The following is a 26,452-nucleotide window of genomic DNA, read 5'->3' on the forward strand; positions in this document are numbered from 1 at the left end:
TGTCTCAGTCCCAGTGTGGCCGATCACCCTCTCAGGTCGGCTACGCATCGTCGCCTTGGTGAGCCGTTACCTCACCAACTAGCTAATGCGCCGCGGATCCATCTGTAAGTGGTAGCTAAAAGCCACCTTTCCATTTCGGTTCATGCGAACCGAAATCCTATCCGGTATTAGCCCCGGTTTCCCGGAGTTATCCCAGTCTTACAGGCAGGTTATCCACGTGTTACTCACCCGTCCGCCGCTAACCGTCGGGAGCAAGCTCCCTCAAGTCCGCTCGACTTGCATGTATTAGGCACGCCGCCAGCGTTCGTCCTGAGCCAGGATCAAACTCTCCATAAAAGTGTTTGATATAGCTCTTAAAAAAATAGAATTAACGTTGACGCTTTTCTTTGTTCAGTTTTCAAGGAACAATGAGTTACTCTTGTTGCCATGCGACGAGCTGAAAAATCACTTCTCGGAATACGCTCTGGCGCAGGAGCAAGATTTATATTATATCGCACATAATATTATGTGTCAATAATATTTTTTTGAAAATCTTCATTATGTTTAACTTGATAATCGCTCAACAGCGACTTTTATAATTTATCATCTATAGAGCCTAAAGTCAACGGTTTTATACGCTTTTTTATCTTCCATTTAATTCCTTGTTTTTCTAAACAAAAATCCTTTAATAATTTCTTTAAAGTGTTTACTCAATATAATATAAAAAAACATGTGCCTATCGACACATGTCCAAAGAATGTAATTAAGTAAAACTATATTTTAATAATATAATCAATTAAATAAGCACGATTAGTTCGCAAATCTAGGAGCTGATCTGTTTTTTCGACTTTAATAATTGGCCTTAACGGTGATTTAGAATCAACAAACATCACATCTCCAATAGATCCGTCATTTAATTTAACAGTAGAACCTAATGAGAACTTCGCTACGTTTCTTAATAAAACCTGTACGATTTCGATATCAAATTTTCCAAAACTATCTTCAGTCATAATTTCAACGGCTTTAAACGGAGACAACCCTGTGGAAATTCCCTCTCCAGTACACATTTTATGATAAAAATCAGCAACTGCTATTATCCTGGAAAATTTATGTACTCTCTTTGCAGACTCCTTTAAAGGATAACCGCTGCCATCTAATCTCTCATGGTGTTGGAGGACTGCCAATTTAACCGCATCCTTTAAAGACGGTATGTTTTTTAGCAGATTATAGCTGTAGAGCGGATGCTTACGGATCTCTTCTTCCTCCTGGATTGAAAAATTTTTTCTTTTGTTAAGTACTTTTAGATCCACTTTTGAAAGGCCGCAATCCGCCATAACGCCTGCTAGAGCTACCTGTGCAGCTTCTCCAGACGGGATGTTTTGCTTTAAAGCCAGGTATCCGCTAATCAATCCAGTTGCAACACTATGATGGTAAAGATAGTTTTCTTGCTTTGTATAACGATGGATAAGCAGCAACTCGTTTGATTCATTATAAAAGCGGATGAGTAACGGAATCATTAATTCTCTTATTTTTAAAATATTGATAGGAGATCCGGCTTGCCACTTTATAAATTCAGTTTTATAAACTTCTACAGCCTTCATGTAATCGGAATAAAAAGTAGTAAATTCAGTCTTTTTTATCGTTTCTTCATGTGACTCTATGTTAGGAAATGGATCGCCGTTTTCAAGTGTCTTTTCTATACTTACTTCCTCGATTAAAAAAGCCTGTAAAACCTCTAGGATATCATTCGTTATCACTGTTTTTTTAGTTACGAGCGGATGAACTGATTGAGAAAAAATATCCTCTTTTACGATACATCCTTCTATTAGGTCACGGCGTTTCACTTTCATACGGACACCTCTAGTATGAAAATTCTTTATTTTCATTGTAAAGTTTTATCATTATACTTTCTATACGTATCTAAAATAATCTATAAAAAAAGTTCTTTAATTTTATTAAAAAAATGAAGGCTGAACCAGGTTCGAGTGATTTCTGCTTCAGCCTCTGAAAATAATACTTTATGCTTCCTCTCCAGGATTGTCCTGAATTTCTTCATGATCTGGCTCTTCATCTTGAGCTTTTTCTTCTTCTTTTTCTACCTTTGCTACAGTTGCAACGTGATCATTTTGCTCATCCAGTCTAATTAAGCGAACACCTTGCGTATTACGGCCCATAGTTGAAATATCATCAATCGCCATACGGATAAGAACACCATTCGCTGTAATAATCATTAAATCTTCTTCTCCCGTTACAGCCTTCATGCTTACCAGTTCACCATTTTTCTCCGTAATATTGCAGGTTTTGATTCCTTTCCCTCCCCGGCCTTGAATTCGATATTCTGTTGCAGGAGTACGCTTTCCATAACCATTCCTAGTGACAATTAATATTTCTGAATCCTCTTCTAAAATCTCCATGCCTACTACTTCGTCGTCAGCGTCTAGGGTTATACCTTTAACACCCGATGCCGTACGACCCATTGAACGGACATCTGTTTCAGGAAAACGGATGAGCATTCCTTTCTTCGTACCAATAATCATTTCTTTTGTACCGTCGGTTAAACGAACAGAAATAAGTTCATCTTCTTCACGGAGTGAAACAGCAATTAATCCTGAATTACGAATATGGGCAAAAGACGATAGTGGTGAACGTTTAGAAATTCCGTGTTTTGTCGTAAAGAAAAGATACCAGTCGTCTACAAATTCCTCGACAGGAATAATAGCATTCACCCATTCATCTTTATCTACTTCAAGAAGGTTGATGATAGGCAAACCTTTTGCAGTTCGGCTATACTCAGGGATTTCATATCCCTTAGCCCGATACACTTTTCCTTTATTCGTAAAGAATAGAATGGTGTCATGAGTAGAAGTCGTTAACAAATGCTCGACAAAATCGTCTTCATTTGTTCCCATTCCCTGAACACCGCGTCCACCGCGTTTTTGTGAACGGTACGTAGATATTGGCAGACGTTTAATATAGCCATTATGAGTTAATGTAATAACGATATTTTCTCTTGGGATTAAATCCTCGTCTTCAATATTCTCAACACCGCTAATTGTAATTTCAGTACGTCTTTCATCGTTAAAGCGTTCTTTTATCTCTGTTAGCTCTTCACGAATAATTTCAAGTACTTTTTCATCATCAGCCAAGATTGCTTTTAATTCTGCGATTAATTTAACTAATTCGTTATATTCTTCTTCAATCTTGTTTCTTTCAAGTCCTGTTAAACGCTGCAGACGCATATCTAAAATAGCTTGGGCTTGTTTTTCGGATAGATTGAATTGATTCATTAATCCTTCTCGTGCTATATCAGTTGTTTCAGAAGCACGAATCAGAGCAATAATTTCATCAATATGGTCTAGTGCAATCCTTAAGCCTTCTAGAATATGAGCTCTTGCTTCTGCTTTTTTAAGGTCAAATTCTGTACGCCTGCGGATTACAACTTTTTGATGATCCAAATAGTATTTAAGGGCTTGTTTAAGATTTAATACTTTTGGCTGTCCATCCACAAGAGCCAGCATATTAATACCAAAGCTCGTTTGCAGGGCTGTATGTTTATAAAGGTTATTAAGCAATACGTTGGCATTGGCATCTTTCCGTACCTCAATAACAATCCTCATACCATCACGGTCAGACTCATCCCGTAAATCAGTAATTCCGTCAATTTTTTTATCGCGTACAAGCTCGGCTATTTTTTCAATAAGTCTAGCCTTATTTACTTGATATGGAATTTCATTCACGATAATGGTTTGCTTTCCGTTGGCTTTCTCTTCAATTTCAACTTTTGCCCGAATCGTAATAGAACCTTTCCCTGTTTCGAAGGCTTTGCGGATCCCGCTTCTCCCTAAAATGAGTCCGCCAGTCGGGAAATCTGGCCCTGGGATGTAATCCATCAGCTCTTGAATCGTGATATCTTCATCCTTACTTAAAGCTAAAACTCCATCAATCACTTCACCAAGCTGATGAGGTGGAATATTTGTTGCCATACCCACAGCAATTCCTGATGTTCCATTGACTAAAAGGTTTGGAAAACGTGCTGGAAGTACAGCAGGTTCTCTTTCAGATCCATCATAGTTATCTTGATAGTCAATCGTATCCTTATGGATATCCCGCAGTAACTCCATTGAAATTTTAGACATTCTTGCTTCTGTATACCGCATCGCTGCTGCGGAGTCACCATCGACTGAACCGAAGTTACCGTGACCATCTACTAGCATATATCGATAGTTAAAATCCTGAGCCATCCGAACCATAGTATCATAAACCGCTGAGTCTCCATGAGGATGGTACTTACCAATAACTTCCCCAACGATACGTGCAGATTTTTTAAAAGGTTTATCAGCTCTCATTCCTAAGTCATGCATCGCATATAAAATTCTGCGGTGAACAGGTTTTAAACCATCCCTTACATCCGGAAGAGCACGGGAAACAATAACACTCATCGCATAATCAAGGAAAGATGAGCGCATTTCATGACTTATATTTACTTCCATTACGTTTGAATTTGGCGTTTCAGCCATAAGGAAAAACCTCCTTAAGATCAAGCCCTAGATCAATAAATGGTTATAAAAAACTATGAAAAGCAGGATAGGGTCATATATCTATCCTGCCGTTCTAGGCGCTTTGCTTTTCTTTTTAGCCTTGACCCCAAACTGGGGCACTTCCGCTTTTCGTTTTTGTCTAGCTGCGGCGCCAAGCCCTGAGTTCTTAATCTGTCTCACTGTGGTGGCCAAAGACCGGCCATCCCTTTCTTATGTTTGTCAGGGCTGAGCGGCATCTTTTCGTTATATATCTAAATTCTTCACATAAACAGCGTTTTCTTCGATGAATTGGCGTCTTGGCTCGACACGGTCACCCATTAATATTTCAAAGGTTTCATCTGCCTCAATCGCATCCTCTAAGCTGACTTGCAGCAGGGTCCGATTCGTTGGATCCATGGTGGTTTCCCAAAGCTGTTCCGGGTTCATTTCACCAAGTCCTTTATAACGCTGAATATCAGGTTTTGTATTCTCAGGAAGCTGTGATAATAACTGATCTAGCTGACGGTCATTATAGACGTAATCAACTTTTTTGCCTATCTCTATTTTATAGAGAGGCGGCTGAGCAATATAAACGTATCCAGCTTCTATAATTTGTCTCATATAGCGATAGAAGAAGGTAAGAAGAAGCGTCCGAATATGGGCTCCATCTACGTCTGCATCAGTCATGATTACAATTTTATGATAACGCGCTTTTGTAATATCAAAATCCTCGCCGATTCCAGTTCCTAATGCCGTAATAATAGTTCTAATTTCATTATTGGAGAGAATTTTATCTAATCGCGCCTTTTCAACGTTTATAATTTTCCCTCTTAGGGGAAGAATAGCTTGAAAATGACGATCTCTTCCTTGTTTGGCAGAACCGCCAGCTGAGTCACCCTCTACGACATAGAGCTCACTGATAGATGGATCTTTAGAGGTACAGTCAGCTAATTTTCCAGGCAAACTGGATACTTCTAATGCACTTTTTCTTCTCGTTAATTCTCTCGCTTTTTTTGCAGCCAAACGGGCACGAGATGCCATTAGTCCTTTTTCGACAATTTTGCGGGCAACTGCAGGGTTTTCTAGAAGGAATTTTTCAAATCCTTCAGAAAAAACAGCATCTGTAATTGCTCTAACCTCAGAATTGCCTAATTTAGTTTTCGTTTGACCTTCGAATTGAGGATCCGGATGTTTAACAGAAACAATGGCTGTTAGTCCTTCGCGGACGTCTTCCCCTGTTAAATTATCGTCCTGATCCTTGAATAGTTTATTTTTACGGGCATAATCATTGATTACTCTCGTTAATGCTGTTTTAAAGCCAGATTCATGGGTTCCGCCTTCATACGTATGAATATTATTGGCAAATGAATAAATATTGCTTGTGAAGCCATCATTATATTGGAGGGAGACTTCAACCGATATTCCTTCTTTTTCACCCTCCATATAAATCGGTTCCTCATGAATAACTTCTCTTGTCCGGTTTAAATGTTCAACGTATGATTTGATCCCGCCTTCGTAATGGAATTCATTTCTTTTGCCGGTGCGTTTATCCTCGATGTTGATTTTTATTCCGCGATTAAGGAAGGCAAGCTCTCGAACACGAGTTAATAATGTTTCAAACTCATACTCGGTTGTTTCAGTAAATATTTCAGGGTCTGGTTTAAAGCGGGTAATTGTACCAGTTTTATCTGTTTCTCCAACCACTTTTACATCCTCAACAGGAACCCCCTGATGGTATTGCTGATAATAAATTTGTCCCTCTCTGTGAACGGTTACTTCAAGCATAGTAGATAGCGCATTTACAACGGATGCACCTACACCGTGGAGACCTCCAGATACCTTATAGCCTCCTCCGCCAAACTTTCCGCCCGCATGGAGAACAGTCATAATAACTTCTAATGCAGGTCTTCCCATTTTTTCATGGATTCCTACAGGTATACCGCGTCCATTATCGGTTACAGTAATACTGTTATCTTTTTCAATAATGACATTTATTTCTGAACAATATCCGGCTAATGCTTCATCAATACTGTTATCAACAATTTCCCATACTAGATGGTGTAAACCTTTTGCGCTTGTCGACCCAATATACATCCCAGGTCTTTTACGTACAGCTTCAAGTCCCTCTAAGACTTGTATCTGATCCGCATCATACACTTGTTCTTGGCTTGTTTTTGGTTCCATTGTCATCCTGACCACCTGCTCTTTCTATCCCAATTCGTAACGACTATAGGCTCTTAGCTCGACATCTTTTTTTCAATGTTTGGGAAGAAAAGGGGGATTGATAAATAAAATCTTTTGTCACAACAAAGGATTTTATGACCCCTTTCGATAGCCTGTGTATTTTGTCGTTGTTATTTGTAATGAATTCCTTGATAAAACCTGACGATGATACATCAATGATTGCAACGATATCATCAGTTCGAACAACCATTTCTTCTCCTACATGTAAATACATACTGCACCTCAGGATATTTGGGTTAAAGTACCAGATTCCACATACCAAATGGTCGCATCATCTAATACTTCATGATCGATCCCTTCTGTACTTGTCGTTGTAACAAAGGTTTGAACCTTGCCTTGAATCGTATTCAAGAGATGAGACTGCCGATGGTCATCTAACTCTGATAAAACATCATCCAAAAGGAGAATAGGGTATTCTCCAATTTCTTTATGGATTAATTCAATCTCAGCAAGTTTAACAGATAAGGCAGTTGTTCGTTGTTGCCCTTGAGAACCGTATGTTTGTACATTTTTATCATTCACATAAAATTCTAAATCGTCTCGATGTGGTCCTGTTAATGTTACACCGCGTTCCCATTCATTATCTCTTATTTTAGCAAATTTTTCTTGTAATCCCTCTATTATTTTCGACAATTGTTCATTTTCTGATACATGAACAGAAGGGCGATACCGAAGAGTCAATTTCTCTTTCCCGCTCGTAATTCCAGAATGAATTGGACCTGCCCAGCTCTCTAGAAGACGAATGAATTCAAAACGTTTTTGGATAATTTGGGCTGCTAATGTAACAAGCTGTTCAGTGTAAACATCCAACATCACATTATCTTTTGCTTTTGAAAGTTTTTGCATTTTTAAAAAGTGATTCCGCTGTGAAAGAGCCTTCTGATACTGACTTAGAGTGTGTAAATAAACAGGAGAAACTTGTCCAATCTCCATATCAATAAATCGCCTTCTAATTTGCGGGTTTCCTTTGACGATATTGAGATCTTCAGGGGCAAACATAACTACGTTCATATGACCCACATAACGGCTTAGTTTTGATTGCTCAATATGATTGACTTTAGCTTTTTTTCCCTTTTTTGAAATTACAAGCTTCATAGGCAGAGAAGCATGTTTTTTTTGTATACTACCTTCTATTTTAGCATATTCTTGTTCCCAACGAATCAATTCTTTATCTTGTGAAGTTCGATGAGACTTAGCCATGGCTAATACATAGATAGATTCCATGACATTAGTTTTGCCTTGCGCATTTTCGCCTTTAATCACATGGATTTTATCGTCGAAATCGACCTCAAGATGCTCGTAATTCCTATAATTATTTAAAATCAGCTTTTTAATGTACATCTTGAGTCTTCCTTCATTCTATAATTTCGAATTTGCCTACATCGGGGATCTCGATTTGATCTCCGGGCTTAAGTTTTCTTCCTCTCCGCTGCTCTATTTCTCCATTTACGTAAACTTGATATTCTTCTAAATACCATTTAGCCAAACCGCCTGAACCAATAACATCAATCATTTTTAAAAATTGGCCTAATGTTACGTATTCCGTCTCAATTTGAATTGATTGCAAAAAGAATCGCCCCTTTTCCTGTGGATAACGTATTTTCGTGTTGGACTTACTCCACGAATAGGCGTTTTTCCCTAACATTACTTTTATTAAGTAAAGGATACTTCGACTAGCAAGTTAATAGCTCCGATAAGCTTACAATCAAAATGATCCTTTTACCTCGATTGTGCCCTTTTGCAGGTATTTTATAATTTTCTGTTAAACAAAAAAGGAGCCGACCTCATTCAAAGCACCTCTAAGCACATTATTTCATGTTTACATCAGCAAACAATATAACTGTCTGTGTTTATTGGTTCTTAGAACTGATTGGGTCAGCTCAAATAATCATTAAAATGTTCGAACAGGAAGGATTAACTGGAGAATAAAATCATTATCAATCGAACGAAGAACGAACGGTCTCATAGCTCCAGTAAAACTAATTTTAATTTCAGCAGAATCAATCGCTTTTAGTGCATCCATTAAATATTTTCCGCTAAAGGATATTTTTAATTCTTCGCCTGTAATAGATTGAGTTTGGACGATTTCAACTACTCGTCCTATTTCTGGCGAATCAGAGGAAATTTCAACTGACTCATTTCCTATTGTAGAAAATTTAACAACATTATTTCTTCCTTCTCTTGCCAATAAAGAAGCACGGTCGATAGCTTGAAGGAATTCCTTCGCATTCAAAATAACGTCTGTTTTACTTTCGTTTGGAATCAGCCTGGAAGTATCCGGATAATTTCCTTCTAGCAATCTAGAAAAGAACAGTAAATTTTTTGTTTTAAATAGAATTTGGTTTTGGGTCAATACCATTTCAATTAGATCCTGGCTATCATCCAATATTTTATTTAATTCATTTAAGCTCTTTCCTGGAATTACAACACTATGGGAATGATTCAAATCACTTTCTAGCGGTGCTTTTCGCCATGCCAATCTATGACTGTCAGTTGCTACACAGGTTAATTCATTTTTTTCAATTCGCCAATGTACCCCTGTTAAGATTGGTCTCGTTTCAGAAGTTGAAACCGCAAATACAGTTTGTCGAATCATGGCTTTCAATAAATCAGTCGGCAGTTTATAAACCTCTTCTTCCTCAATTTGCGGTAACCGAGGGTATTCTTCTGCATCTAATCCATTAATAGAGAATTCTGCATTACCTGATTTAATAAAGGTTTGCAGATTATCCTTAACTTCAATCATTACTGTATCTTCTGGCAATTTACGAATAATATCGTTAAAGAATCTTGCCTGGAGAACAATGCTTCCTGTTCTTTCAATCTCAACGATAACATGTTCATCTTCTATTTTTGGGATGATCGTTTCAATTGATATATCTGAGTCGCTGCCTGTAAGTGTAACACCTTCGTCTGTAACCAGCAGTTTGACACCTGTCAGAATTGGTATGGTCGTTCTCGAAGAAACAGCCTTCATTACATCCTGTAAGCTTTCAACAAACCGATCCCTCTGAATCGTAAATTTCATAGATCTCGATCCTCCATTTTATTGGACATTGTGCCTTTTTTATTTATCCGTGCTTATTACGTTCTGCTTTACTAAAAGACTAAGCACAGAACTCCGAACTTTGATACCTGTCTAGCTCAACGCGTGCTGCCCTCGGGCGCTTTCACTTTTCTCTATCATCTCACATTTTTTTCCTTTGTGAAATTGAAATGTAAAAATGATGGGTCTATTATTTATTTTTTTTAATAAAAATACAGTAATAATAGTACTAGGCGCTGTGAATTTGTGGATAAGTTCATTTTACGAAAGGAAACACAGCCTATCCACATGTGGACAGACTGTGCATATTCTATGTCCAGTTATTCACAATACACACATCTATATTTTAAGCATTTGTTTGATTTGTTTGAGCTGCTGTTGCAATTTCGGATCGGAATCTAGCATTTTCGAGATTTTTTCATGAGCATGAATAACCGTTGTATGATCTCTTCCGCCAAATTCTTCACCAATTTTAGGTAATGAGAAATCAGTCAGCTCTCTCGACAAATACATCGCTATTTGTCTTGGAAAAGCGACAGATTGGGTCCGTTTTTTCGCTTTAAAATCTTCAAGTTTTACATTGAACTGTTCACCAACAACCCGCTGGATATCCAGGATTGTTACCACTTTTGGCTTAGAGCTTGGGATGATATCCTTTAGGGCCTCTGCAGCCAAATCTGCATTGATATCTTTATTGATTAAAGACGAATAGGCAACAACCCGTATTAACGCCCCTTCTAGCTCACGTATGTTTGAGTCAATTTGATTGGCTATATAAAGCATGACTTCATTTGGAATATCCAAACCTTCCGCTTTTGCCTTTTTTCTTAAAATTGCAATCCTAGTTTCTAAATCTGGAGGGGTAATATCAGTAATTAATCCCCATTCAAACCGTGAACGCAATCGTTCCTCTAACGTAGGAATTTCTTTAGGTGGTCGATCACTTGATATGATAATTTGCTTACTTTCCTCGTGTAGTGTGTTAAACGTATGGAAAAACTCTTCTTGTGTTGATTCTTTCCCTGCTAAAAACTGAATATCGTCAATTAACAATACATCCACATTTCGGTATTTATTTCGAAAATCAACCGCTTTGTTGTCTCGAATTGCATTAATAAATTCATTCGTGAACTTTTCAGAGGATAAATAGACAACCTTCGCTTTTGGATTATGTTCAATTACATAGTGGCCAATCGAATGCATTAAATGCGTTTTTCCTAATCCTACGCCCCCATATATAAATAAGGGATTATAAGCCTTTGCAGGAGCTTCTGCAACAGCTAGTGAAGCTGCGTGAGCAAACCGGTTACCGGATCCAATGACAAATGTATCGAACGTATATTTAGGATTCAGCATACTTTGCGGAATGTCAGCTGGCTCATCCGCAGCTTCAGCCCTTTTTGAAGGGAGAATTACATCGAAATCATCCTCTTGTTTATTCTGTGGAATGATAAATCTTACTTCAAGTCTCTCACCTATGAGATCAAAAAGGATATTCGATACGAGCTGACTGTAATGACCCTCCAGCCAATCGCGGGCAAACTCATTTGGTGCTACCACATCGAGGGTATCATCTTTTAATGCATGAGCTTTTGTCGATTTTAGCCACGTTTCGTAGCTAGGCTTACTGATCTTTTTTTTGACATTCTCCAGTACCTTATCCCACAGGTCATCTAAATTTTTCAAAAATCAAACCCTCCTTTGCCCGCAACCTTTCTCTTTTTTTTCGTTACGAGTTATGTAAAGAATTTTCTTTACAACACAAACATATATTCTAGCAATCTTTAAAGCTAGAAACGGCTTCAGAATAGAGACACCATACATTTATCTCTATCCGAAGCCCTAGAAAATCATTGAATTAAATATAAAAATGAAAGCTGAATAAAATGTGGATAAAAATATAATAAGGAAAAAAACAGACTTTTCGACAATACGCACTACATGTGGACAACTTTTATTAAGAGGTTGGGGAAAAGTATCCACACGATATCCACAGGTTGTGGATAAAAGGATTGTTCACAACGAATTATCCTCAAGTAAAACAAGATAATCATACCAAATTGTTCTTTTATTCGCAATGCATTTCTTGCATTATCCACAAGAAAAGCAATTTGTGAGTATCTTTTTTCCACATGAAGATAATTTGTGCAAAAAATGTCGGAAACCTGTGTGGATAATGAAAAATTTGTCGAATATTATCCACAATCATAATAATATGTTATTTAGCTGTTGTATAACAGGTGGTGCTAATATTTAAATTAATTTAATTGAATTTCTATAATTTAGGTGTAAAGAAAGAGCCTTGACATTGGTAGGGCTGATACTTATAATGAGAAAGAATGTCTTTTAAGCAGCAAATTGTTATTCCTCGGAGGAGGTGTCATACATGAAAAGAACATACCAACCTAATAAACGTAAAAGAAGCAAAGTACATGGCTTCCGTCAGCGTATGAGCACAGCTAATGGACGTAAAGTATTAGCGCGCCGTCGCCGCAGAGGAAGAAAAGTACTTTCTGCATAAGCCACTGAATAGGATCAGTGGTCTTTTTTTTACTTAGAAAAATAGAGATTTTATCGTTTGCGTGGCAGCATGATACGGAAAACAGAGTATTTAGAGGTTACGTTTGACTGATATTTTATGATTTTGGAAATCCTTCTGATTAGTAGAAATAAACTTTTAGTTGAGACAGGTGTTTTCATGAAAAAAGAGTATAGAGTTAAGAAAAATGAAGATTTCCAAGTTATTTTTAAAAAAGGAAAATCTGTTGCAAATCGGCAATTTGTTGTCTATAGCTTAAAAAAAGTGGATCAGCCTTACTTTAGGATTGGGATATCTGTGAGCAAAAAGATTGGAAACGCAGTAAAACGAAACTATATTAAGCGTTGTATCCGGAAATTTTTTCAAAGCTTTGGACAAGATATTCGGTCTGGTCATGACTATTTAATAATTGCTCGGAAACCCACTTCTGAAATGGATTACCACCAGATAGAGAAAAGCCTCACACATGTTTTGCGTCTTGGTAAAGTGTTAAATTTGGAACATTCCACTATTGATAAAAAATAATCCATTCTTCTATCAAATTGATTTAAATTATGGAAGGTATTTTGTATTTTTCCTAGAACTATATTAAAGCTGGAATGCGTAGAGGGAATAATGGTACAATACCTTTTGAATGTTTAGATTTTTATTAAATGGATGCAACTGAAGTTAGTTAGGAGGCAATACGCTTGAAAAAACGTATGGGGTTATTACTCAGTTTAATCATCCTTGTGATGCTATTATCTGGGTGTACCGAAATCAATGAAGATATTACGAGTGAAAGTGAAGGAATTTGGAACGAATTTTTCGTCTATCCGCTTTCTTGGCTTATTATTAACACTTCTAACCTAGTAGGAGAAAATTATGGGTTAGGTTTAATCATCGTAACATTATTAATTCGTCTGGCAATTTTACCATTGATGATTAAGCAGACAAAAAATACAAAAGCGATGCAGGCCCTTCAGCCAGAGATGGAAGAGCTTCGCAAAAAATACAGCTCCAAAGACCAGGCAACGCAGCAAAAGCTTCAGCAAGAAATGATGCAGCTTTTCCAAAAGCATAATGTTAATCCGCTTGCAGGGTGTTTTCCTTTATTGATTCAAATGCCAATCCTAATTGCTTTTTATCATGCGATCATGAGAACTCCTGAAATTGGTGAACATAATTTCTTATGGTTTGATTTAGGGGCAAGGGATCCATTTTTTATCCTTCCTTTAATCGCAGGTGTCACAACCTTCTTGCAGCAAAAGATTATGATGGTTGGAGTAGCAAATACACAGCCGCAAATGCAAATGATGCTTTGGCTCATGCCGATTATGATTATTATTTTTGCAGTATCATTGCCATCAGCGTTATCTCTTTACTGGGTAGTAGGTAATATCTTTATGATTGTTCAAACTTTAGTTATTAAAGGACCAGATCTCAGGAGTAGGGCTGAGACTGGGAAAGCAGGGGGAAGTAAATAAGTGAAACAAACTACGGCTACAGGGCAATCGGTTGAAGAAGCGGTTCAATCAGCTTTAGCTGAGTTAAACATCACGATGGAAAAAGCTGAAATTACCGTGATTGATGAAGGGAAAAAGGGGCTTTTGGGATTATTTGGATCAAGACCAGCAGTTGTTAAGGTCAAGGTAAAAGAGGATCCTGTTCAAGATTCAATCAATTATCTAAATGCGGTTACTGAAAAAATGGGAGTCCATATAGACATCGAAGTTTCTCAAAATGGCCGAAATTTAGAATTAACGATGAACAGTGATAAATCAGGGCTTTTGATTGGAAAAAGGGGACAAACACTTAACGCGCTGCAATATTTAACTCAGTTAGTGGCTAACCATTCTTCTGATCAGTATGTAACGGTTATTTTAGACACCGAAAACTATCGAGAAAAACGAAATCAGACATTAATTCAACTAGCTGATCGCTTAGCGTATAAAGCAATCCAAACAAAAAAAGAAGTAGTTTTAGAACCTATGCCTTCTTATGAGAGAAAGGTGATTCACACGGCTCTCTCTAACAACTCTAAGGTAAGGACTTTTTCTAGTGGTACCGAACCAAATCGACATATTGTGATAGCACCTGAGCTGTAGCTTCTAAGAACAAACTCTTAAACCATTTTTGGTTTAAGAGTTTTTTTGCGTTCATAACATAAAAATTTTTCTTTAATTTTCTTCTTGAATTTTTAAATTCATATAAAAAATGTATAAAGAAATTTTTTTATAAAAAAATCGGTTAGAGCATTTAATTGTTATTCACATGTGGATAAGATAAAATAACGGATGGAAGTTCAATGAGTTGTGGATAAGAAGTGACTACAATTATATACACAAAAATGATAAAATTGGAATTTAAGGCTTTGATTGTGAATAAAAGGGTAACCCTATAAATAGATCAGGATGAAATCAGCTGAAAAGAGGTGAAAAAGATGGAGTTTGATACAATTGCTGCAATATCGACACCAATGGGAGAGGGAGCAATCGCTATTGTTCGTTTAAGCGGAGACGAGGCTGTTGAAATTGCTGATAAGCTCTTTGTTCCAAAGGGGAAAAAGCGATTAAAGGACCTTGGTTCTCATACGATTCACTACGGTCATATTCAAGAGCCAAAAACAGGTGAGATTGTTGAGGAAGTAATGGTTTCTTTAATGAGAGGGCCAAAAACATTTACGCGAGAAGATGTTGTAGAAATTAACTGTCATGGCGGACTTGTATCCGTGAATCGAATATTGCAGCTAGTATTAAAACATGGCGCTCGTTTAGCTGAGCCGGGAGAATTTACAAAACGGGCCTTTTTAAATGGACGAATCGATTTATCTCAGGCTGAAGCAGTTATGGACTTAATTAGGGCAAAAACAGACAAAGCAATGAATGTAGCCCTTAAACAAATGGAAGGACGGCTTTCAAAGCTGATTCAGCATTTAAGACAAGATATATTAGAAACATTAGCACATGTAGAGGTTAACATTGATTATCCAGAATATGATGATGTAGAAGAAATGACTCATCGTGTTCTTTTAGATAAAGCGACATCAGTTAAAAGAGAAATTGAAAGATTACTGCAAACTGCAGGACAAGGAAAAATTTTAAGAGAGGGCATCTCAACGGTTATAATAGGCAGACCTAATGTAGGGAAATCCTCACTCTTAAATAGCCTTGTTCATGAAAATAAAGCAATAGTAACCGATATACCAGGAACGACTCGTGATGTGATTGAGGAGTATGTAAATATAAGAGGGATTCCGTTAAGACTGGTCGATACCGCAGGAATTCGTGAAACTGAGGATATTGTTGAGAGAATCGGGGTTGAACGCTCAAGACAAGTATTGAAAGAAGCAGATTTAATTTTGCTGGTGTTAAATTATTCAGAGGAATTAAGTGATGAGGATCTGAATCTCTTTAAAGCAATTGAAGGGATGGACGCCATCATTATTGTCAATAAAACGGATCTTCCTCAAAAAATTGATTTAAATAAGGTTAAACAAATCGCTTATAAACAGCCTGTTATCACAACTTCTTTATTAAAAGAAGAAGGAGTCGAACAATTAGAGGAAGCGATCGCCTCCTTGTTCTTTGAAGGAGGATTGGAAGCGGGAGATATTACCTACGTATCGAATAGCCGTCATATTGCCCTGTTAAATCAGGCATTACAAGCGATTGAGGATGCAATTGAAAGTGTAGAAAACGGAATTCCGATTGATATGGTTCAAATAGATATGACTCGTGCATGGGAGCTGCTAGGGGAAATCATTGGTGACGCTGTTCACGAAAGTTTAATTGATCAATTGTTTTCACAGTTTTGTCTTGGGAAATAAGAAAAGCGGAAGAGCCCGTTCAGCGGCATATGGACAATACTTTCGCCGAGGTGAGATAAAGGAATCACGACAACTGTAAGGGAGTCGATGTTGACTTATCGACCTGTGGTGAGGGAAATCTAAAAACGGAATCGCCTTGAACAGGCCAGAAAATGCTTGCACCTCCGACGAAAGAAGCGTTCTTTGCTTCTATAGAAGAAGGTGAAGCGCTCCGGAGCAGCACGCGTGGAGCTTGATAAGTCCAATAGACGCTGAGCGCTGGAGCTAGACAGTTAACAAAGATTTGATTTTTAGAGGAGGCTCATTGCATGCAGCAATATGAGGCTGGAAACTATGATGTTATCGTTATAGGAGCAGGGCATGCGGGTTGTGAAGCAGGCTTGGCATCAGCTAGACTTGGTGCTAAAACGCTTATGATAACCATTAATTTAGATATGGTTGCATTTATGCCATGTAATCCTTCGGTGGGCGGACCAGCAAAAGGAATTGTCGTCCGTGAAATCGATGCGCTTGGCGGAGAGATGGCTAAAAATATAGATAAAACTCATATTCAAATGAGGATGTTGAATACAGGGAAAGGTCCTGCAGTCCGGGCCTTAAGGGCACAAGCTGATAAATTTTCTTATCAGCATGAAATGAAAAAAACCCTAGAAGATACACCAAACCTCACTCTCATACAAGGAATGGTTGAACGTTTAATTGTGGAAGACGGAGAATGCCGCGGCGTTATTACAAAAACGGGTGCCACCTATCGTTCTAAAACAGTTGTTATTACAACAGGTACTTTTTTAAGAGGAGAAATTATTCTTGGCGAGCTAAAATATTCAAGCGGCCCTAATAATCAGCAGCCTTCTATTAAGCTTTCAGAGCATTTAGAAGAACTTGGCTTTGAACTTGTTCGTTTTAAAACTGGAACTCCGCCGCGAGTTAACAGTCATACTATTGATTATTCAAAGACGGAAATTCAACCTGGTGATGAAGAGCCAAGAGCCTTTTCTTATGAAACGACAAAATATATTACAGATCAGCTTCCTTGCTGGTTAACCTATACGAATGATCAGACACATCAAATTATTGATGCTAACCTTCACCGCTCTCCTATGTATTCAGGAATGATTAAAGGAACCGGACCACGTTATTGTCCATCAATTGAAGATAAAGTAGTTCGTTTTCATGATAAGCCAAGACACCAGATTTTCTTAGAGCCTGAAGGTCGGAATACACATGAAGTGTATGTCCAGGGTCTTTCAACTAGTTTACCTGAAGAAGTTCAACATCAAATCCTAAGAACGATTCCAGGATTAGAAAATGTCCAAATGATGAGAGCAGGCTATGCGATTGAGTATGATGCCATTGTCCCTACGCAATTATGGCCAACTTTGGAAACGAAAAAAGTAAAAAATCTTTATACAGCTGGCCAGATTAACGGTACATCCGGTTATGAAGAAGCAGCTGGCCAAGGTTTAATGGCGGGTATTAATGCGGGACGTAGAGCGCTAGGAGAAGAAGAGCTTATTTTAAGTCGTTCAGACGCTTATATCGGGGTTTTAATTGACGACTTAGTTACAAAAGGTACCAATGAACCATACCGTCTATTAACTTCAAGGGCAGAGTATCGCCTGCTTTTGCGTCATGACAATGCTGATTTAAGATTAACAGAAATAGGCTATAAAATTGGGCTGATCAGTGAAGAAAGATATCAAAAATTCACCGGGAAAAAAGCAGCAATTGAGACTGAAAAGGAACGGCTTCAGTCCATTATGATTAAACCAAGTGCTGAAACACAGGAATTAATTCGGAGTGTCGGCGGCAGCGAACTAAAAGATGGAATTCGCGCGCTTGACCTGCTAAAAAGACCGGAAATATCATATTTCCATATTCACCAATTGGCACCTGCGGAAGAAAAATTAGATGGAGAAGTAACTGAGCAAGTGGAAATCCAGGTCAAATATCAAGGGTATATTGAAAAATCATTGCAGCAAGTAGAAAGATTAAAGAAAATGGAGAACAAGAAAATCCCAGTGAATATTGACTACGATGCAATCAGTGGACTTGCTACTGAAGCACGGCAAAAATTAAAGCAAGTTCGTCCATTATCTATTGCTCAAGCTTCCCGAATCTCAGGAGTTAATCCAGCTGATATTTCCATTCTTTTGGTCTATATTGAACAAGGGAAAATTGCGAAAGTATCAAACCAATAAGTTAAGTGTTTTTTGAAAGAAAGCAGAACTATTAAGAGTGAGAAAGGCTAGATCCTCCAGTAGAGATTATATAGATTTTTCATGAAAAACTGTTCTGCTTTCTTTATACATATTTTGAAATAAATTAAAAATAGTTAATGAACAATTGATAGAAAATTATAAAGAATATGCCTTGCCTAAAAAGGAAGTGGCTCTATGAATGATACAGAATTTCATACCCTTTTAACGGAAAAAGGAATCCCTTTAACACAAACCCAAATGGATCAGTTTCAGCTTTATTACGAGCTTCTGATTGAATGGAATGAGAAAATTAATTTAACTGCTATTACTGAGCGTAATGAAGTGTATGAAAAACATTTCTTTGATTCTATATCCGCAGCTTTTTACTCACCCATTAAAACGATTCATTCATTATGTGATGTAGGAGCTGGTGCAGGGTTTCCAAGTATTCCATTAAAAATATGTTTTCCGCATTTACATGTAACGATTGTTGATTCACTTAATAAAAGAATTTCATTTTTAGAAGGATTGGTTTCAAGCTTAAAGCTAGAAAATGTCCAACTTTTTCACGCAAGAGCCGAGGAATTTGGCAGAAGACCTGAACACCGTGAACAGTATGATGCAGTTACGGCCAGAGCAGTTGCAAGAATGTCTGTTTTAAGTGAACTATGTATACCCCTTGTTAAGCTAAACGGATTATTTATTGCTTTAAAAGGTTCTCAGGGCGATGAAGAGTGGAATACAGGGAAAAAGGCTGTCTCAATTCTAGGCGGAGAACTTGTTGAGCAAGTTTCATTTAATCTACCTTACGAAGAACATAAACGTACGATATACTTAATTAAAAAGGTAAAACCGACTCCTAATAAATATCCGCGCAAGCCTGGGATGCCGAATAAGCAGCCACTGGAGTAAAATGTTTCACGTGAAACATTTGTTATACCTTTGTCGAAAATGTCCAAAAAAGCAGGAACTTACAAACTAGACAGAGAATAGTTTACGAGGGAGTTTCTTAAAGGTGGTGTAGGAGATGAAAAGTCCATTTTCACGTTTTTTCGGGGTTGCCGAGAAGGAAACAGAGGAGACGCAAGTGAAATGGGAAGATCATGAGGTGGACATGGAAAAGGTCGAGAAAATTCCGATTTCAAACATCGTTCCAAACCGTTATCAGCCTCGAACTGTATTTGATGATGAAAAAATAGAAGAACTTGCAAGAACGATTCATACTCATGGCATAATTCAACCAATTGTGGTTAGACATGCTGAAGATGGGCTATATGAAATTATTGCAGGAGAAAGAAGATTTAGAGCTGTTCAATTATTAGAATGGGAGACAATTCCTGCAATCATTAAAAATTTTAATGACACGGAAACAGCATCTGTAGCTTTAATTGAAAATCTCCAACGCGAAGAGCTTTCACCCATTGAAGAAGCAATTGCTTATGGGAAACTCTTAGAATTACACAACTTAACTCAAGAGGCGCTAGCTCAACGCTTAGGAAAGGGACAATCCACTGTAGCTAATAAACTTCGGCTATTAAAGCTGCCAGAAGAAGTACAAGCTGCCCTATTAAATAAGCAAATTACAGAACGTCATGCCCGTGCATTGATTCCTTTAAAGGATCAGGAAAAACAAGTGATGCTGCTGCAGGAAATTATTGAAAAGCAATTAAATGTGAAGCAAACTGAAGATCGCGTCGTAAAATTATTAGATAAAAATCAAGAGAAGCCAAAAGCTAAGAGAAAGGCTTTTAGTAAGGATATGAGAATTGCAGTTAATACAATTCGCCAATCTTTATCAATGGTCAATGACAGTGGGATTCAACTTGATTCTGAAGAAGAAGAATTTGAAGATTTTTATCAATTTACTATTCGAATACCAAAGAAATAATATTACTTTTTTAACTCATATTTTATTCGGTGAGAAGAAGAAACCAGCTTCTCACTTTTTTTATGCTTTAAAAATTTTTAATGCAAGGTCTCTTAATCCCATTTAGGTCTATGATTACATAGAAGTAATTTGTGTTTTTGGTATAAATGCTAGATTACAAGCTTAATAATCTTTATTTTTGCGAGAAAGTTGATTTTACTGACAGTTTTCTTCTATTTTTCTTAGCCTTTCCGATTTTTCGTGATACAATAGAGTACATGATGGTAGAATTGTAAGTTGAAGGTAGGTGACATCGTGGGCAAGATCATTGCGATTGCCAACCAAAAAGGCGGTGTTGGAAAAACAACAACGTCTGTTAATCTTGGGGCATGTTTAGCATACATAGGAAAAAAGGTTTTGCTCGTCGACGTCGATCCCCAGGGAAATGCAACTAGTGGGGTTGGTATCGATAAAGCAGATGTCGAACATTGTGTGTACGATATATTAGTAGAGGACACGGATGTGGAAAAAGTCATACAAGGAACAAAAGTGGAAAATCTATTTGCAATTCCTGCCACGATTCAGCTTGCAGGTGCGGAAATAGAATTAGTTCCTACGATTTCCCGTGAAGTCCGCCTCAAAAGAGCATTAGAAAACCTTAAGGAAGAATATGACTATATCATTATTGATTGTCCTCCGTCTTTAGGTCTTCTTACTCTTAATGCTCTAACAGCCTCAGATGCAGTGTTAATTCCAGTTCAATGTGAATACTATGCACTCGAGGGACTAAGTCAATTATTAAACACTGTTCGACTTGTTCAAAAGCATTTAAATAATCAGTTAATGATTGAAGGTGTACTTTTAACGATGCTTGATGCCAGAACCAATTTAGGTATTCAAGTGATTGAAGAAGTTAAAAAATACTTCCAGGAAAAAGTCTTTCAAACTATTATTCCGCGTAATATACGGTTAAGTGAAGCACCCAGCCACGGAGAGCCTATTATTATATATGATCCTAAATCCAGAGGGGCAGAAGTATATTTAGACTTGGCAAAGGAAGTGGTGGCGAATGGCTAAAGGACTCGGTAAAGGAATTAATGCGCTGTTTTCAAATTTAGAAGTAGGAAACGAAGAAACTGTTCAAGAAGTTAAACTAAACGATATTCGTCCTAATCCCTATCAGCCTCGAAAGTTTTTTAAACAAGAAGCCATCGAGGAACTAAAGGAGTCCATTTTAGAGCATGGTGTTCTCCAGCCCATTATTTTACGAAAAAGTATTAAAGGGTATGAAATCGTTGTAGGAGAAAGACGCTATCGGGCTGCGAAGGAAGCAAAGCTTAAAGTAATTCCAGCTGTTATTCGTGATCTTTCCGAAAAGCAAATGATGGAATTAGCTGTTCTTGAAAACTTACAACGGGAAGATCTTACCCCAATAGAGGAAGCACAAGCTTATCAAAAACTCATTGAGAAGTTAAATATGACCCAGGAACAATTAGCGAAACGACTTGGAAAAAGCAGACCTCATATTGCTAATCATGTTCGCTTGCTTTCTTTACCCGCGGAAATTCAAGGATATATTTCGGATGGAAAAATTTCAATGGGACATGGAAGAGCTCTTCTTGGTTTGAGAAATAAAGACCTTATGAAACAAGTTGTCCAAAAGGTTATTAACGAACAACTCAATGTTCGTCAGCTGGAAGAATTAATCGTAAAAATAAATGAAAATGTTTCACGTGAAACAAAACCAAAACCGAAAAAAGATATCTTTGTAAAAGAGCAGGAAGAAATTCTTCGTGAGCGATTTGGTACGACTGTTAACATTGTGCAAACGAAGAAAAAAGGAAAAATAGAGATTGAATTTTTCTCTAAAGAGGATCTTGAGCGAATCCTTGACTTACTAGATCAATAAAAAAATTTTTAACCATCGTGATGATGGTTCTTTTTTTATTTTGGAAAAAGGATTAACATTGGGACAGGTGCAAGTTGCTTGAACAAACTCAATCACTGAGGAACAGCAACTTTTATGGCTATCACAATGGTGTAGCTTGAGAAATTTAACTAATTTTTTATTACAGTAATTAATAGACATCAAGAATGTAAGGTTCATAGTCATTCGTGAATCAATCAAATGATCTTTACATTCTAATGTGGAAAGGTTCTGGGTGTTAATAAAATGGTACTATTTGGAACAATTATTAACGGATTAACCATTATTACAGGAACAGTCATTGGTAAGTTTTTATCTAAGATACCTGAAAGAATAAAAAGTACAGTTATGCATGGGATTGGATTGGCGGTTACTGTCCTCGGTATCCAAATGGCTCTTAAGACTGAACAATTTTTATTCGTAATTTTAAGTCTTGTCCTCGGTGCAGTTTTAGGTGAATGGGTCGATTTAGATGATAAGTTAAACAAATGCGGACAATGGCTGGAAAAGAAAATAGGTAGAATAGGAAATGGACAAATATCACAGGGGTTTGTCACAGCTACATTAATATTTGTCATTGGAGCCATGGCAGTTTTAGGAGCATTGGACAGTGGTATCAATAATAACCATGATATTTTGATTACTAAAGCAATTATTGATGGTTTTACTGCTCTCATATTAACAACGACTCTAGGGATTGGAGTGCTGTTTTCTTTTATACCGGTTGTCCTCTACCAAGGCACAATCGCATTACTTGCAGCGCAAATTGTAGCTCTTGTTCCTGATTCTCTATTAGAACAGATGATTTTGGAATTGACAGCTACAGGCGGTGTTATGATTATGGCAATTGGTCTTAATTTAACGGGGATCACGAAAATTCGAGTCGCAAACCTGTTGCCTGGGATTTTAATTGTGGTTCTTTTAGTGGCACTTGTATTTAACGTTCAAATCTTTATAAGTTAGAGAATGCAGCAAAATGGAGTGTTAATTCAAAAAAATTAGACATGGAAAGAAAAAGAAGTCAACTATCACATCTATTCAAGAAACAGAGGGGCAATTACGTTTGTATACAGAGTCATGGAAAGGCGGCATACCATGACATGTCGAAAATGGATGATGCGGATCAAAATATCCTCCGATGTTCTCATACAGAAAGTGGAAGAGAAATATATCTTCAATAAGAGGGTACAAGTGCATGGTTAGAGTACAAGTTATCAGACATCCTTGTAGGAAAAAAAGGACCGGGCGGTGTTTTGCCCGGTTTTTCTTAACGTTAGCATTTTTCATTATTGCTCCAAATGATTTCGCAAAGCTGAAATTTTGTTAGTTAAACTGCTAATCACTACTGATATTCTGTTTCCGTTATCTAAGTTCACATTAACTTCAATCATATTTTTGGCAGATGTAAAAGCCTCAACACTTTCAATAACTGCACCGTTATTTAAATTCTTTGCCTCAACAAAGTCAGCTACCATTGTTTCTGCCTCTTCATTAGTTAAAGGTTGATCAGCTTCCTGGTCAGTTGATTTGTGACTCGACATACTTAGTACTTCTCCAGTTTCAGCATCGATGAATGCAGAGCTAAAATCGATAGCATTATCAGTTGTAGGGTCTATTTGTTTCTTTTTCCATGACACAGTCCAAAGTGATTTACCCGGATAAGATTGTTCATTCTTAGATTCATCATAATATTCTGTTTGCTGTAAATACTCATCATCATTGATTTCTGCCTCAAAAACATCCTTAAGAGCAGCCTTAGCGATTTGGATAGCTTGTTCCTCACTTACTGGAGTTGAATTATTAGTATCAACGGTTTCAAAAGATTTTCCTTTTGACTGATTTATCTCTGTATTCTCGGCCATAAGTACGTTCTTTTTAACGATATCATCTTGAAAAGCTAAAACCGTGCCACCTACACTTCCTCCAATAAGGAGTAACACTACTGCAGCACCCATGATTCCTTTTTTAATCTTTAATTGTTTCACGATTCATTACCCTCCTAAAATTATTTGGTTGGATTTGGCCATCTCCATTTTTGATTCTATCTGCAGGATGTCTTATAAGTATCGAATACTTGTAAAGAAGTTGTAATTTCTCTAGGGAGGTCTATTTCAAATACTGTACCTTTACCAACTTCGCTGCTAACTTTAATTTCACCATGATGAAGCTTGATAATTTCTGAACAAATGGTTAGTCCTATTCCAGCCCCTCCATTTGCACGAGTTCTTGCTTTATCTACCACAAAAAATGGTTCAAAAATTCTTTCCATATCCTTTTCTACCATACCAATTCCATTATCTTCTATCTTTATCACGATCTGATCACACTGTTTTTTCAGAGTTAAATAAATGATACCCTCTTCGTTAGAGGCTTTTATAGCATTATCAAGCAAATTTGTTAGCAGTACTGTAAACAAATCCGTATCAACACAAGCATTGCATTCATCTAAATGAAGCTTGAGGGATATTTTCTTACTGCTGAGACTTGGCCGAAGAATTTCTGCGGCATCTTTACATAAAAGGGAAAGATTCTCCTGTTTCATATAAAAATCTTGCTTTTTTAACAGGATTAAATCCATTAGTTTGAAGGAAAGAGCCTCAAGCCGTTTACCCTCGTTATAAATATAATCAAGAGAGTCATAATAAATTTTTTCATTATATTTGGTTGACCTTAAAAAATCAGCATACCCAATAATAGAGGTTAATGGAGTTTTTATTTCATGCGTAAATGACTCTATAAAGTTCTGTTTAAGCTCTGCATTTTTTTCTAATTCTTTTATCTTTTCTTCCACCGCCGCTGCCATTAGATTAAAGTTTTCAGCGAGTATCCCGACTTCATCTTTAGCGTTAATATTAACTCTCTCGGAAAAATCGCCGCCAGTAATCGTTTGAGTTGACCTTGTGAGACTGCTTATAGGTTGAATGAAATAACGTGTCAACGCATACAACGCAGCAGCCAGTAATAGGGCTATGATTAAATTGACCCTGAAAAATAAATGGTATTGATCAATGCGATCACTATATACACTGGAAATATCACGAATATAAGTAAATTTGAAGGTTTGATCCTTCAATTCCAGCCCATTTGTTACGAATAACAAGCTTTTGTCTCTTATATCACGTATTATATAATTTCTAGTATCCGAAATAGGAACATCTAATTCAACGCGTTCTGCATCATGTTGAAAATTAAAATTGGAATATATAGGATGATTATTTTCATCTAAAACCTCAATATAGACTCCTTTTTTATCAAAATATTGGGTGTTTTCCTGGAATGTCATTTTTAAAAAAGCTTTCAGAAAGTCTTGGGAAAATTGAAAAACATCACTTGCATATTTACTATTTGCCTGCAAACTAGTATGCAAAATCATTTGTTCTGTAAGTCCTCGTTCTATTTCTTTGGTTAAATTCTGATTAAAAGTATATTGAATCATAAGGGGGATGCTTATATTAAAAACCAATTCAAATAAGATAAAGGTACATATAAATATTTTTTGCCATAATTTCAATGTTTGCTCTCCAATCTATAGCCAAATTTGTAAACCGTAATAATTTTTTCGGTCCAATTTAGCTTTTTCCTTAGCTTTTGAATATGGATATCTACCGTTCTTGTTTCTCCTAAATAGTCATAGCCCCAGACAAGTTCTAAAATTTTTTCACGTGTGAGCGCCTTGTTTCTATTCCGGACTAGCAATAATAGAAGCTCATACTCTTTCAGTGTCAAATCAATAATTTGTCCATTCTTCCTTACAATCCGTTCCTCTTCATTTATTTCCAAGTCCTCAAATTTTTTCGAATCTTGATGGTTGCTGTAACGCCTTAATACCACTTCTATGCGTGCAAGCAGCTCCATTGCTTCAAAAGGTTTGACTATATAATCTTCTGCGCCTATTTTTAGGCCTTTTACTTTATCGGGCAGGTCATTTTTTGCAGTGATAAAAATTACAGGGATAGTATTAAACGTCCGAATTTTTTCGATAAGTTCAAATCCATCCATATCAGGCAGCATTACATCAAGCAGGATTAAGTCAAAAAAATGATTTTTTAGTATTGTAAGGGCTTCATTGCTGCTATACACTTGTGTGCTTTTGTATCCCGCAACATTTAAATTTAAATAAATTAAATTCGATATGGCTTGATCATCTTCAACAATTAATATATTTTTCATCTGTTTTCTCCTCAAAATATAAAACTACTAATTTTAGTGTAACAATAGATATTTAATATATATCACCAAGTTGTAAAATAGTTGTAAATTTCCGATTGTCTAACACTATATTTCATTTTTATTTCAACGAATCCGTATTTTTATTAGACATTAC

At 36.9% G+C, this 26,452-nt stretch carries 23 protein-coding genes and 1 rRNA gene; 11 read left to right on the plus strand and 13 right to left on the minus strand.

The window, feature by feature from the left end:
- The 10 genes from CRO56_RS00005 to dnaA all read right to left on the minus strand — a co-directional run.
- Positions 1–336 (minus strand): 16S ribosomal RNA (locus CRO56_RS00005); the annotation flags it as partial.
- A 416-nt stretch (positions 337–752) separates the two neighbouring features.
- The gene (locus CRO56_RS00010) at positions 753–1,829 is read right to left on the minus strand and encodes an HD-GYP domain-containing protein (protein WP_179714119.1); all 1,077 of its coding nucleotides are present in this window, start codon (positions 1,827–1,829) and stop codon (positions 753–755) included.
- A 168-nt stretch (positions 1,830–1,997) separates the two neighbouring features.
- Positions 1,998–4,496: a DNA gyrase subunit A gene (gene gyrA / locus CRO56_RS00015; RefSeq protein ID WP_097156553.1), complete on the minus strand. Its 2,499-nt coding sequence runs from the start codon at positions 4,494–4,496 to the stop codon at positions 1,998–2,000.
- Between the two features lie 81 nt (positions 4,497–4,577).
- Entirely contained in the window at positions 4,578–4,709 is a 132-nt protein-coding gene (locus CRO56_RS23345) for a hypothetical protein (RefSeq protein ID WP_281257265.1), read from the minus strand.
- Positions 4,710–4,760: 51 nt separating this feature from the next.
- Entirely contained in the window at positions 4,761–6,680 is a 1,920-nt protein-coding gene (gyrB, locus tag CRO56_RS00020; protein ID WP_097157171.1) for a DNA topoisomerase (ATP-hydrolyzing) subunit B, read from the minus strand.
- Positions 6,681–6,723: 43 nt separating this feature from the next.
- On the minus strand, positions 6,724–6,954 hold the full coding sequence (gene remB, locus CRO56_RS00025; RefSeq protein WP_097156554.1) for an extracellular matrix regulator RemB: 231 nt from the start codon (positions 6,952–6,954) through the stop codon (positions 6,724–6,726).
- Between the two features lie 8 nt (positions 6,955–6,962).
- Positions 6,963–8,081, minus strand: a complete 1,119-nt coding sequence (gene recF, locus CRO56_RS00030) for a DNA replication/repair protein RecF (RefSeq protein WP_097156555.1) — start codon at positions 8,079–8,081, stop codon at positions 6,963–6,965.
- Positions 8,082–8,094: 13 nt separating this feature from the next.
- The gene (gene yaaA / locus CRO56_RS23135; RefSeq protein ID WP_097156556.1) at positions 8,095–8,307 is read right to left on the minus strand and encodes a S4 domain-containing protein YaaA; all 213 of its coding nucleotides are present in this window, start codon (positions 8,305–8,307) and stop codon (positions 8,095–8,097) included.
- Between the two features lie 324 nt (positions 8,308–8,631).
- Positions 8,632–9,768, minus strand: a complete 1,137-nt coding sequence (gene dnaN, locus CRO56_RS00040; RefSeq protein WP_097156557.1) for a DNA polymerase III subunit beta — start codon at positions 9,766–9,768, stop codon at positions 8,632–8,634.
- A 357-nt stretch (positions 9,769–10,125) separates the two neighbouring features.
- Positions 10,126–11,472 (minus strand): chromosomal replication initiator protein DnaA, encoded by a 1,347-nt coding sequence (gene dnaA / locus CRO56_RS00045; RefSeq protein WP_097156558.1) that lies wholly within the window; start codon positions 11,470–11,472, stop codon positions 10,126–10,128.
- Between the two features lie 700 nt (positions 11,473–12,172).
- Here dnaA and rpmH point away from each other — a divergent pair.
- The 11 genes from rpmH (at position 12,173) to CRO56_RS00100 (ending at position 23,091) form a co-directional block, all read left to right on the plus strand.
- Complete coding sequence (gene rpmH, locus CRO56_RS00050; protein ID WP_097156559.1) at positions 12,173–12,307, plus strand: 50S ribosomal protein L34; 135 nt, start codon at positions 12,173–12,175, stop codon at positions 12,305–12,307.
- 177 nt (positions 12,308–12,484) lie between these two features.
- The gene (rnpA, locus tag CRO56_RS00055) at positions 12,485–12,850 is read left to right on the plus strand and encodes a ribonuclease P protein component (RefSeq protein WP_097157172.1); all 366 of its coding nucleotides are present in this window, start codon (positions 12,485–12,487) and stop codon (positions 12,848–12,850) included.
- Between the two features lie 164 nt (positions 12,851–13,014).
- Positions 13,015–13,791 carry a YidC family membrane integrase SpoIIIJ gene (gene spoIIIJ / locus CRO56_RS00060; RefSeq protein WP_425427143.1) on the plus strand — a complete coding sequence of 259 codons (777 nt, stop codon included), beginning with the start codon at positions 13,015–13,017 and terminating at the stop codon, positions 13,789–13,791.
- The gene (jag, locus tag CRO56_RS00065; protein WP_097156560.1) at positions 13,792–14,412 is read left to right on the plus strand and encodes an RNA-binding cell elongation regulator Jag/EloR; all 621 of its coding nucleotides are present in this window, start codon (positions 13,792–13,794) and stop codon (positions 14,410–14,412) included. It begins immediately after the preceding gene.
- A gap of 335 nt (positions 14,413–14,747) precedes the next feature.
- Entirely contained in the window at positions 14,748–16,133 is a 1,386-nt protein-coding gene (mnmE, locus tag CRO56_RS00070) for a tRNA uridine-5-carboxymethylaminomethyl(34) synthesis GTPase MnmE (protein ID WP_097156561.1), read from the plus strand.
- Positions 16,134–16,441: 308 nt separating this feature from the next.
- Complete coding sequence (mnmG, locus tag CRO56_RS00075) at positions 16,442–18,334, plus strand: tRNA uridine-5-carboxymethylaminomethyl(34) synthesis enzyme MnmG (protein ID WP_097156562.1); 1,893 nt, start codon at positions 16,442–16,444, stop codon at positions 18,332–18,334.
- 195 nt (positions 18,335–18,529) lie between these two features.
- Positions 18,530–19,246, plus strand: coding sequence for a 16S rRNA (guanine(527)-N(7))-methyltransferase RsmG (gene rsmG, locus CRO56_RS00080; protein WP_097156563.1), 717 nt, complete (start codon positions 18,530–18,532; stop codon positions 19,244–19,246).
- Between the two features lie 115 nt (positions 19,247–19,361).
- Complete coding sequence (noc, locus tag CRO56_RS00085; RefSeq protein ID WP_097156564.1) at positions 19,362–20,222, plus strand: nucleoid occlusion protein; 861 nt, start codon at positions 19,362–19,364, stop codon at positions 20,220–20,222.
- Between the two features lie 294 nt (positions 20,223–20,516).
- Positions 20,517–21,278, plus strand: coding sequence for a ParA family protein (locus CRO56_RS00090; protein ID WP_097156565.1), 762 nt, complete (start codon positions 20,517–20,519; stop codon positions 21,276–21,278).
- On the plus strand, positions 21,271–22,110 hold the full coding sequence (locus CRO56_RS00095; RefSeq protein WP_097156566.1) for a ParB/RepB/Spo0J family partition protein: 840 nt from the start codon (positions 21,271–21,273) through the stop codon (positions 22,108–22,110). The genes CRO56_RS00090 and CRO56_RS00095 overlap by 8 nt, the downstream gene beginning before the upstream one ends.
- A 264-nt stretch (positions 22,111–22,374) precedes the next feature.
- Entirely contained in the window at positions 22,375–23,091 is a 717-nt protein-coding gene (locus CRO56_RS00100) for a DUF554 domain-containing protein (protein WP_097156567.1), read from the plus strand.
- 323 nt (positions 23,092–23,414) lie between these two features.
- Here the strand turns inward: CRO56_RS00100 and CRO56_RS00105 are convergent, their stop codons facing one another.
- Genes CRO56_RS00105 through CRO56_RS00115 form a run of 3 tightly spaced genes read right to left on the minus strand, consistent with a single transcriptional unit; the run spans position 23,415 to position 26,298 of the window.
- Entirely contained in the window at positions 23,415–24,113 is a 699-nt protein-coding gene (locus CRO56_RS00105) for a hypothetical protein (protein WP_097156568.1), read from the minus strand.
- A gap of 56 nt (positions 24,114–24,169) precedes the next feature.
- Positions 24,170–25,639, minus strand: coding sequence for a sensor histidine kinase (locus CRO56_RS00110; RefSeq protein WP_097156569.1), 1,470 nt, complete (start codon positions 25,637–25,639; stop codon positions 24,170–24,172).
- Positions 25,636–26,298, minus strand: coding sequence for a response regulator transcription factor (locus CRO56_RS00115; RefSeq protein WP_097156570.1), 663 nt, complete (start codon positions 26,296–26,298; stop codon positions 25,636–25,638). The genes CRO56_RS00110 and CRO56_RS00115 overlap by 4 nt, the downstream gene beginning before the upstream one ends.
- Positions 26,299–26,452 lie beyond the last annotated feature (154 nt).

This window comes from Bacillus oleivorans (genome assembly GCF_900207585.1).
GTDB classification, from domain to species: domain Bacteria; phylum Bacillota; class Bacilli; order Bacillales; family JC228; genus Bacillus_BF; species Bacillus_BF oleivorans.

Bases quoted from the DNA above. Each gene is read 5' to 3' on its own strand.
- mnmG (WP_097156562.1), top strand. From the start codon at position 16,442: ATGCAGCAATATGAGGCTGGAAACTATGATGTTATCGTTATAGGAGCA.
- dnaN (WP_097156557.1), bottom strand. From the start codon at position 9,768: ATGAAATTTACGATTCAGAGGGATCGGTTTGTTGAAAGCTTACAGGAT.
- gyrA (WP_097156553.1), bottom strand. From the start codon at position 4,496: ATGGCTGAAACGCCAAATTCAAACGTAATGGAAGTAAATATAAGTCAT.
- mnmE (WP_097156561.1), top strand. From the start codon at position 14,748: ATGGAGTTTGATACAATTGCTGCAATATCGACACCAATGGGAGAGGGA.
- CRO56_RS00010 (WP_179714119.1), bottom strand. From the start codon at position 1,829: ATGAAAGTGAAACGCCGTGACCTAATAGAAGGATGTATCGTAAAAGAG.
- rsmG (WP_097156563.1), top strand. From the start codon at position 18,530: ATGAATGATACAGAATTTCATACCCTTTTAACGGAAAAAGGAATCCCT.
- CRO56_RS00115 (WP_097156570.1), bottom strand. From the start codon at position 26,298: ATGAAAAATATATTAATTGTTGAAGATGATCAAGCCATATCGAATTTA.
- rnpA (WP_097157172.1), top strand. From the start codon at position 12,485: ATGAAAAAAGAGTATAGAGTTAAGAAAAATGAAGATTTCCAAGTTATT.
- rpmH (WP_097156559.1), top strand. From the start codon at position 12,173: ATGAAAAGAACATACCAACCTAATAAACGTAAAAGAAGCAAAGTACAT.
- gyrB (WP_097157171.1), bottom strand. From the start codon at position 6,680: ATGGAACCAAAAACAAGCCAAGAACAAGTGTATGATGCGGATCAGATA.
- noc (WP_097156564.1), top strand. From the start codon at position 19,362: ATGAAAAGTCCATTTTCACGTTTTTTCGGGGTTGCCGAGAAGGAAACA.
- recF (WP_097156555.1), bottom strand. From the start codon at position 8,081: ATGTACATTAAAAAGCTGATTTTAAATAATTATAGGAATTACGAGCAT.
- remB (WP_097156554.1), bottom strand. From the start codon at position 6,954: ATGTATTTACATGTAGGAGAAGAAATGGTTGTTCGAACTGATGATATC.
- CRO56_RS00100 (WP_097156567.1), top strand. From the start codon at position 22,375: ATGGTACTATTTGGAACAATTATTAACGGATTAACCATTATTACAGGA.
- CRO56_RS00095 (WP_097156566.1), top strand. From the start codon at position 21,271: ATGGCTAAAGGACTCGGTAAAGGAATTAATGCGCTGTTTTCAAATTTA.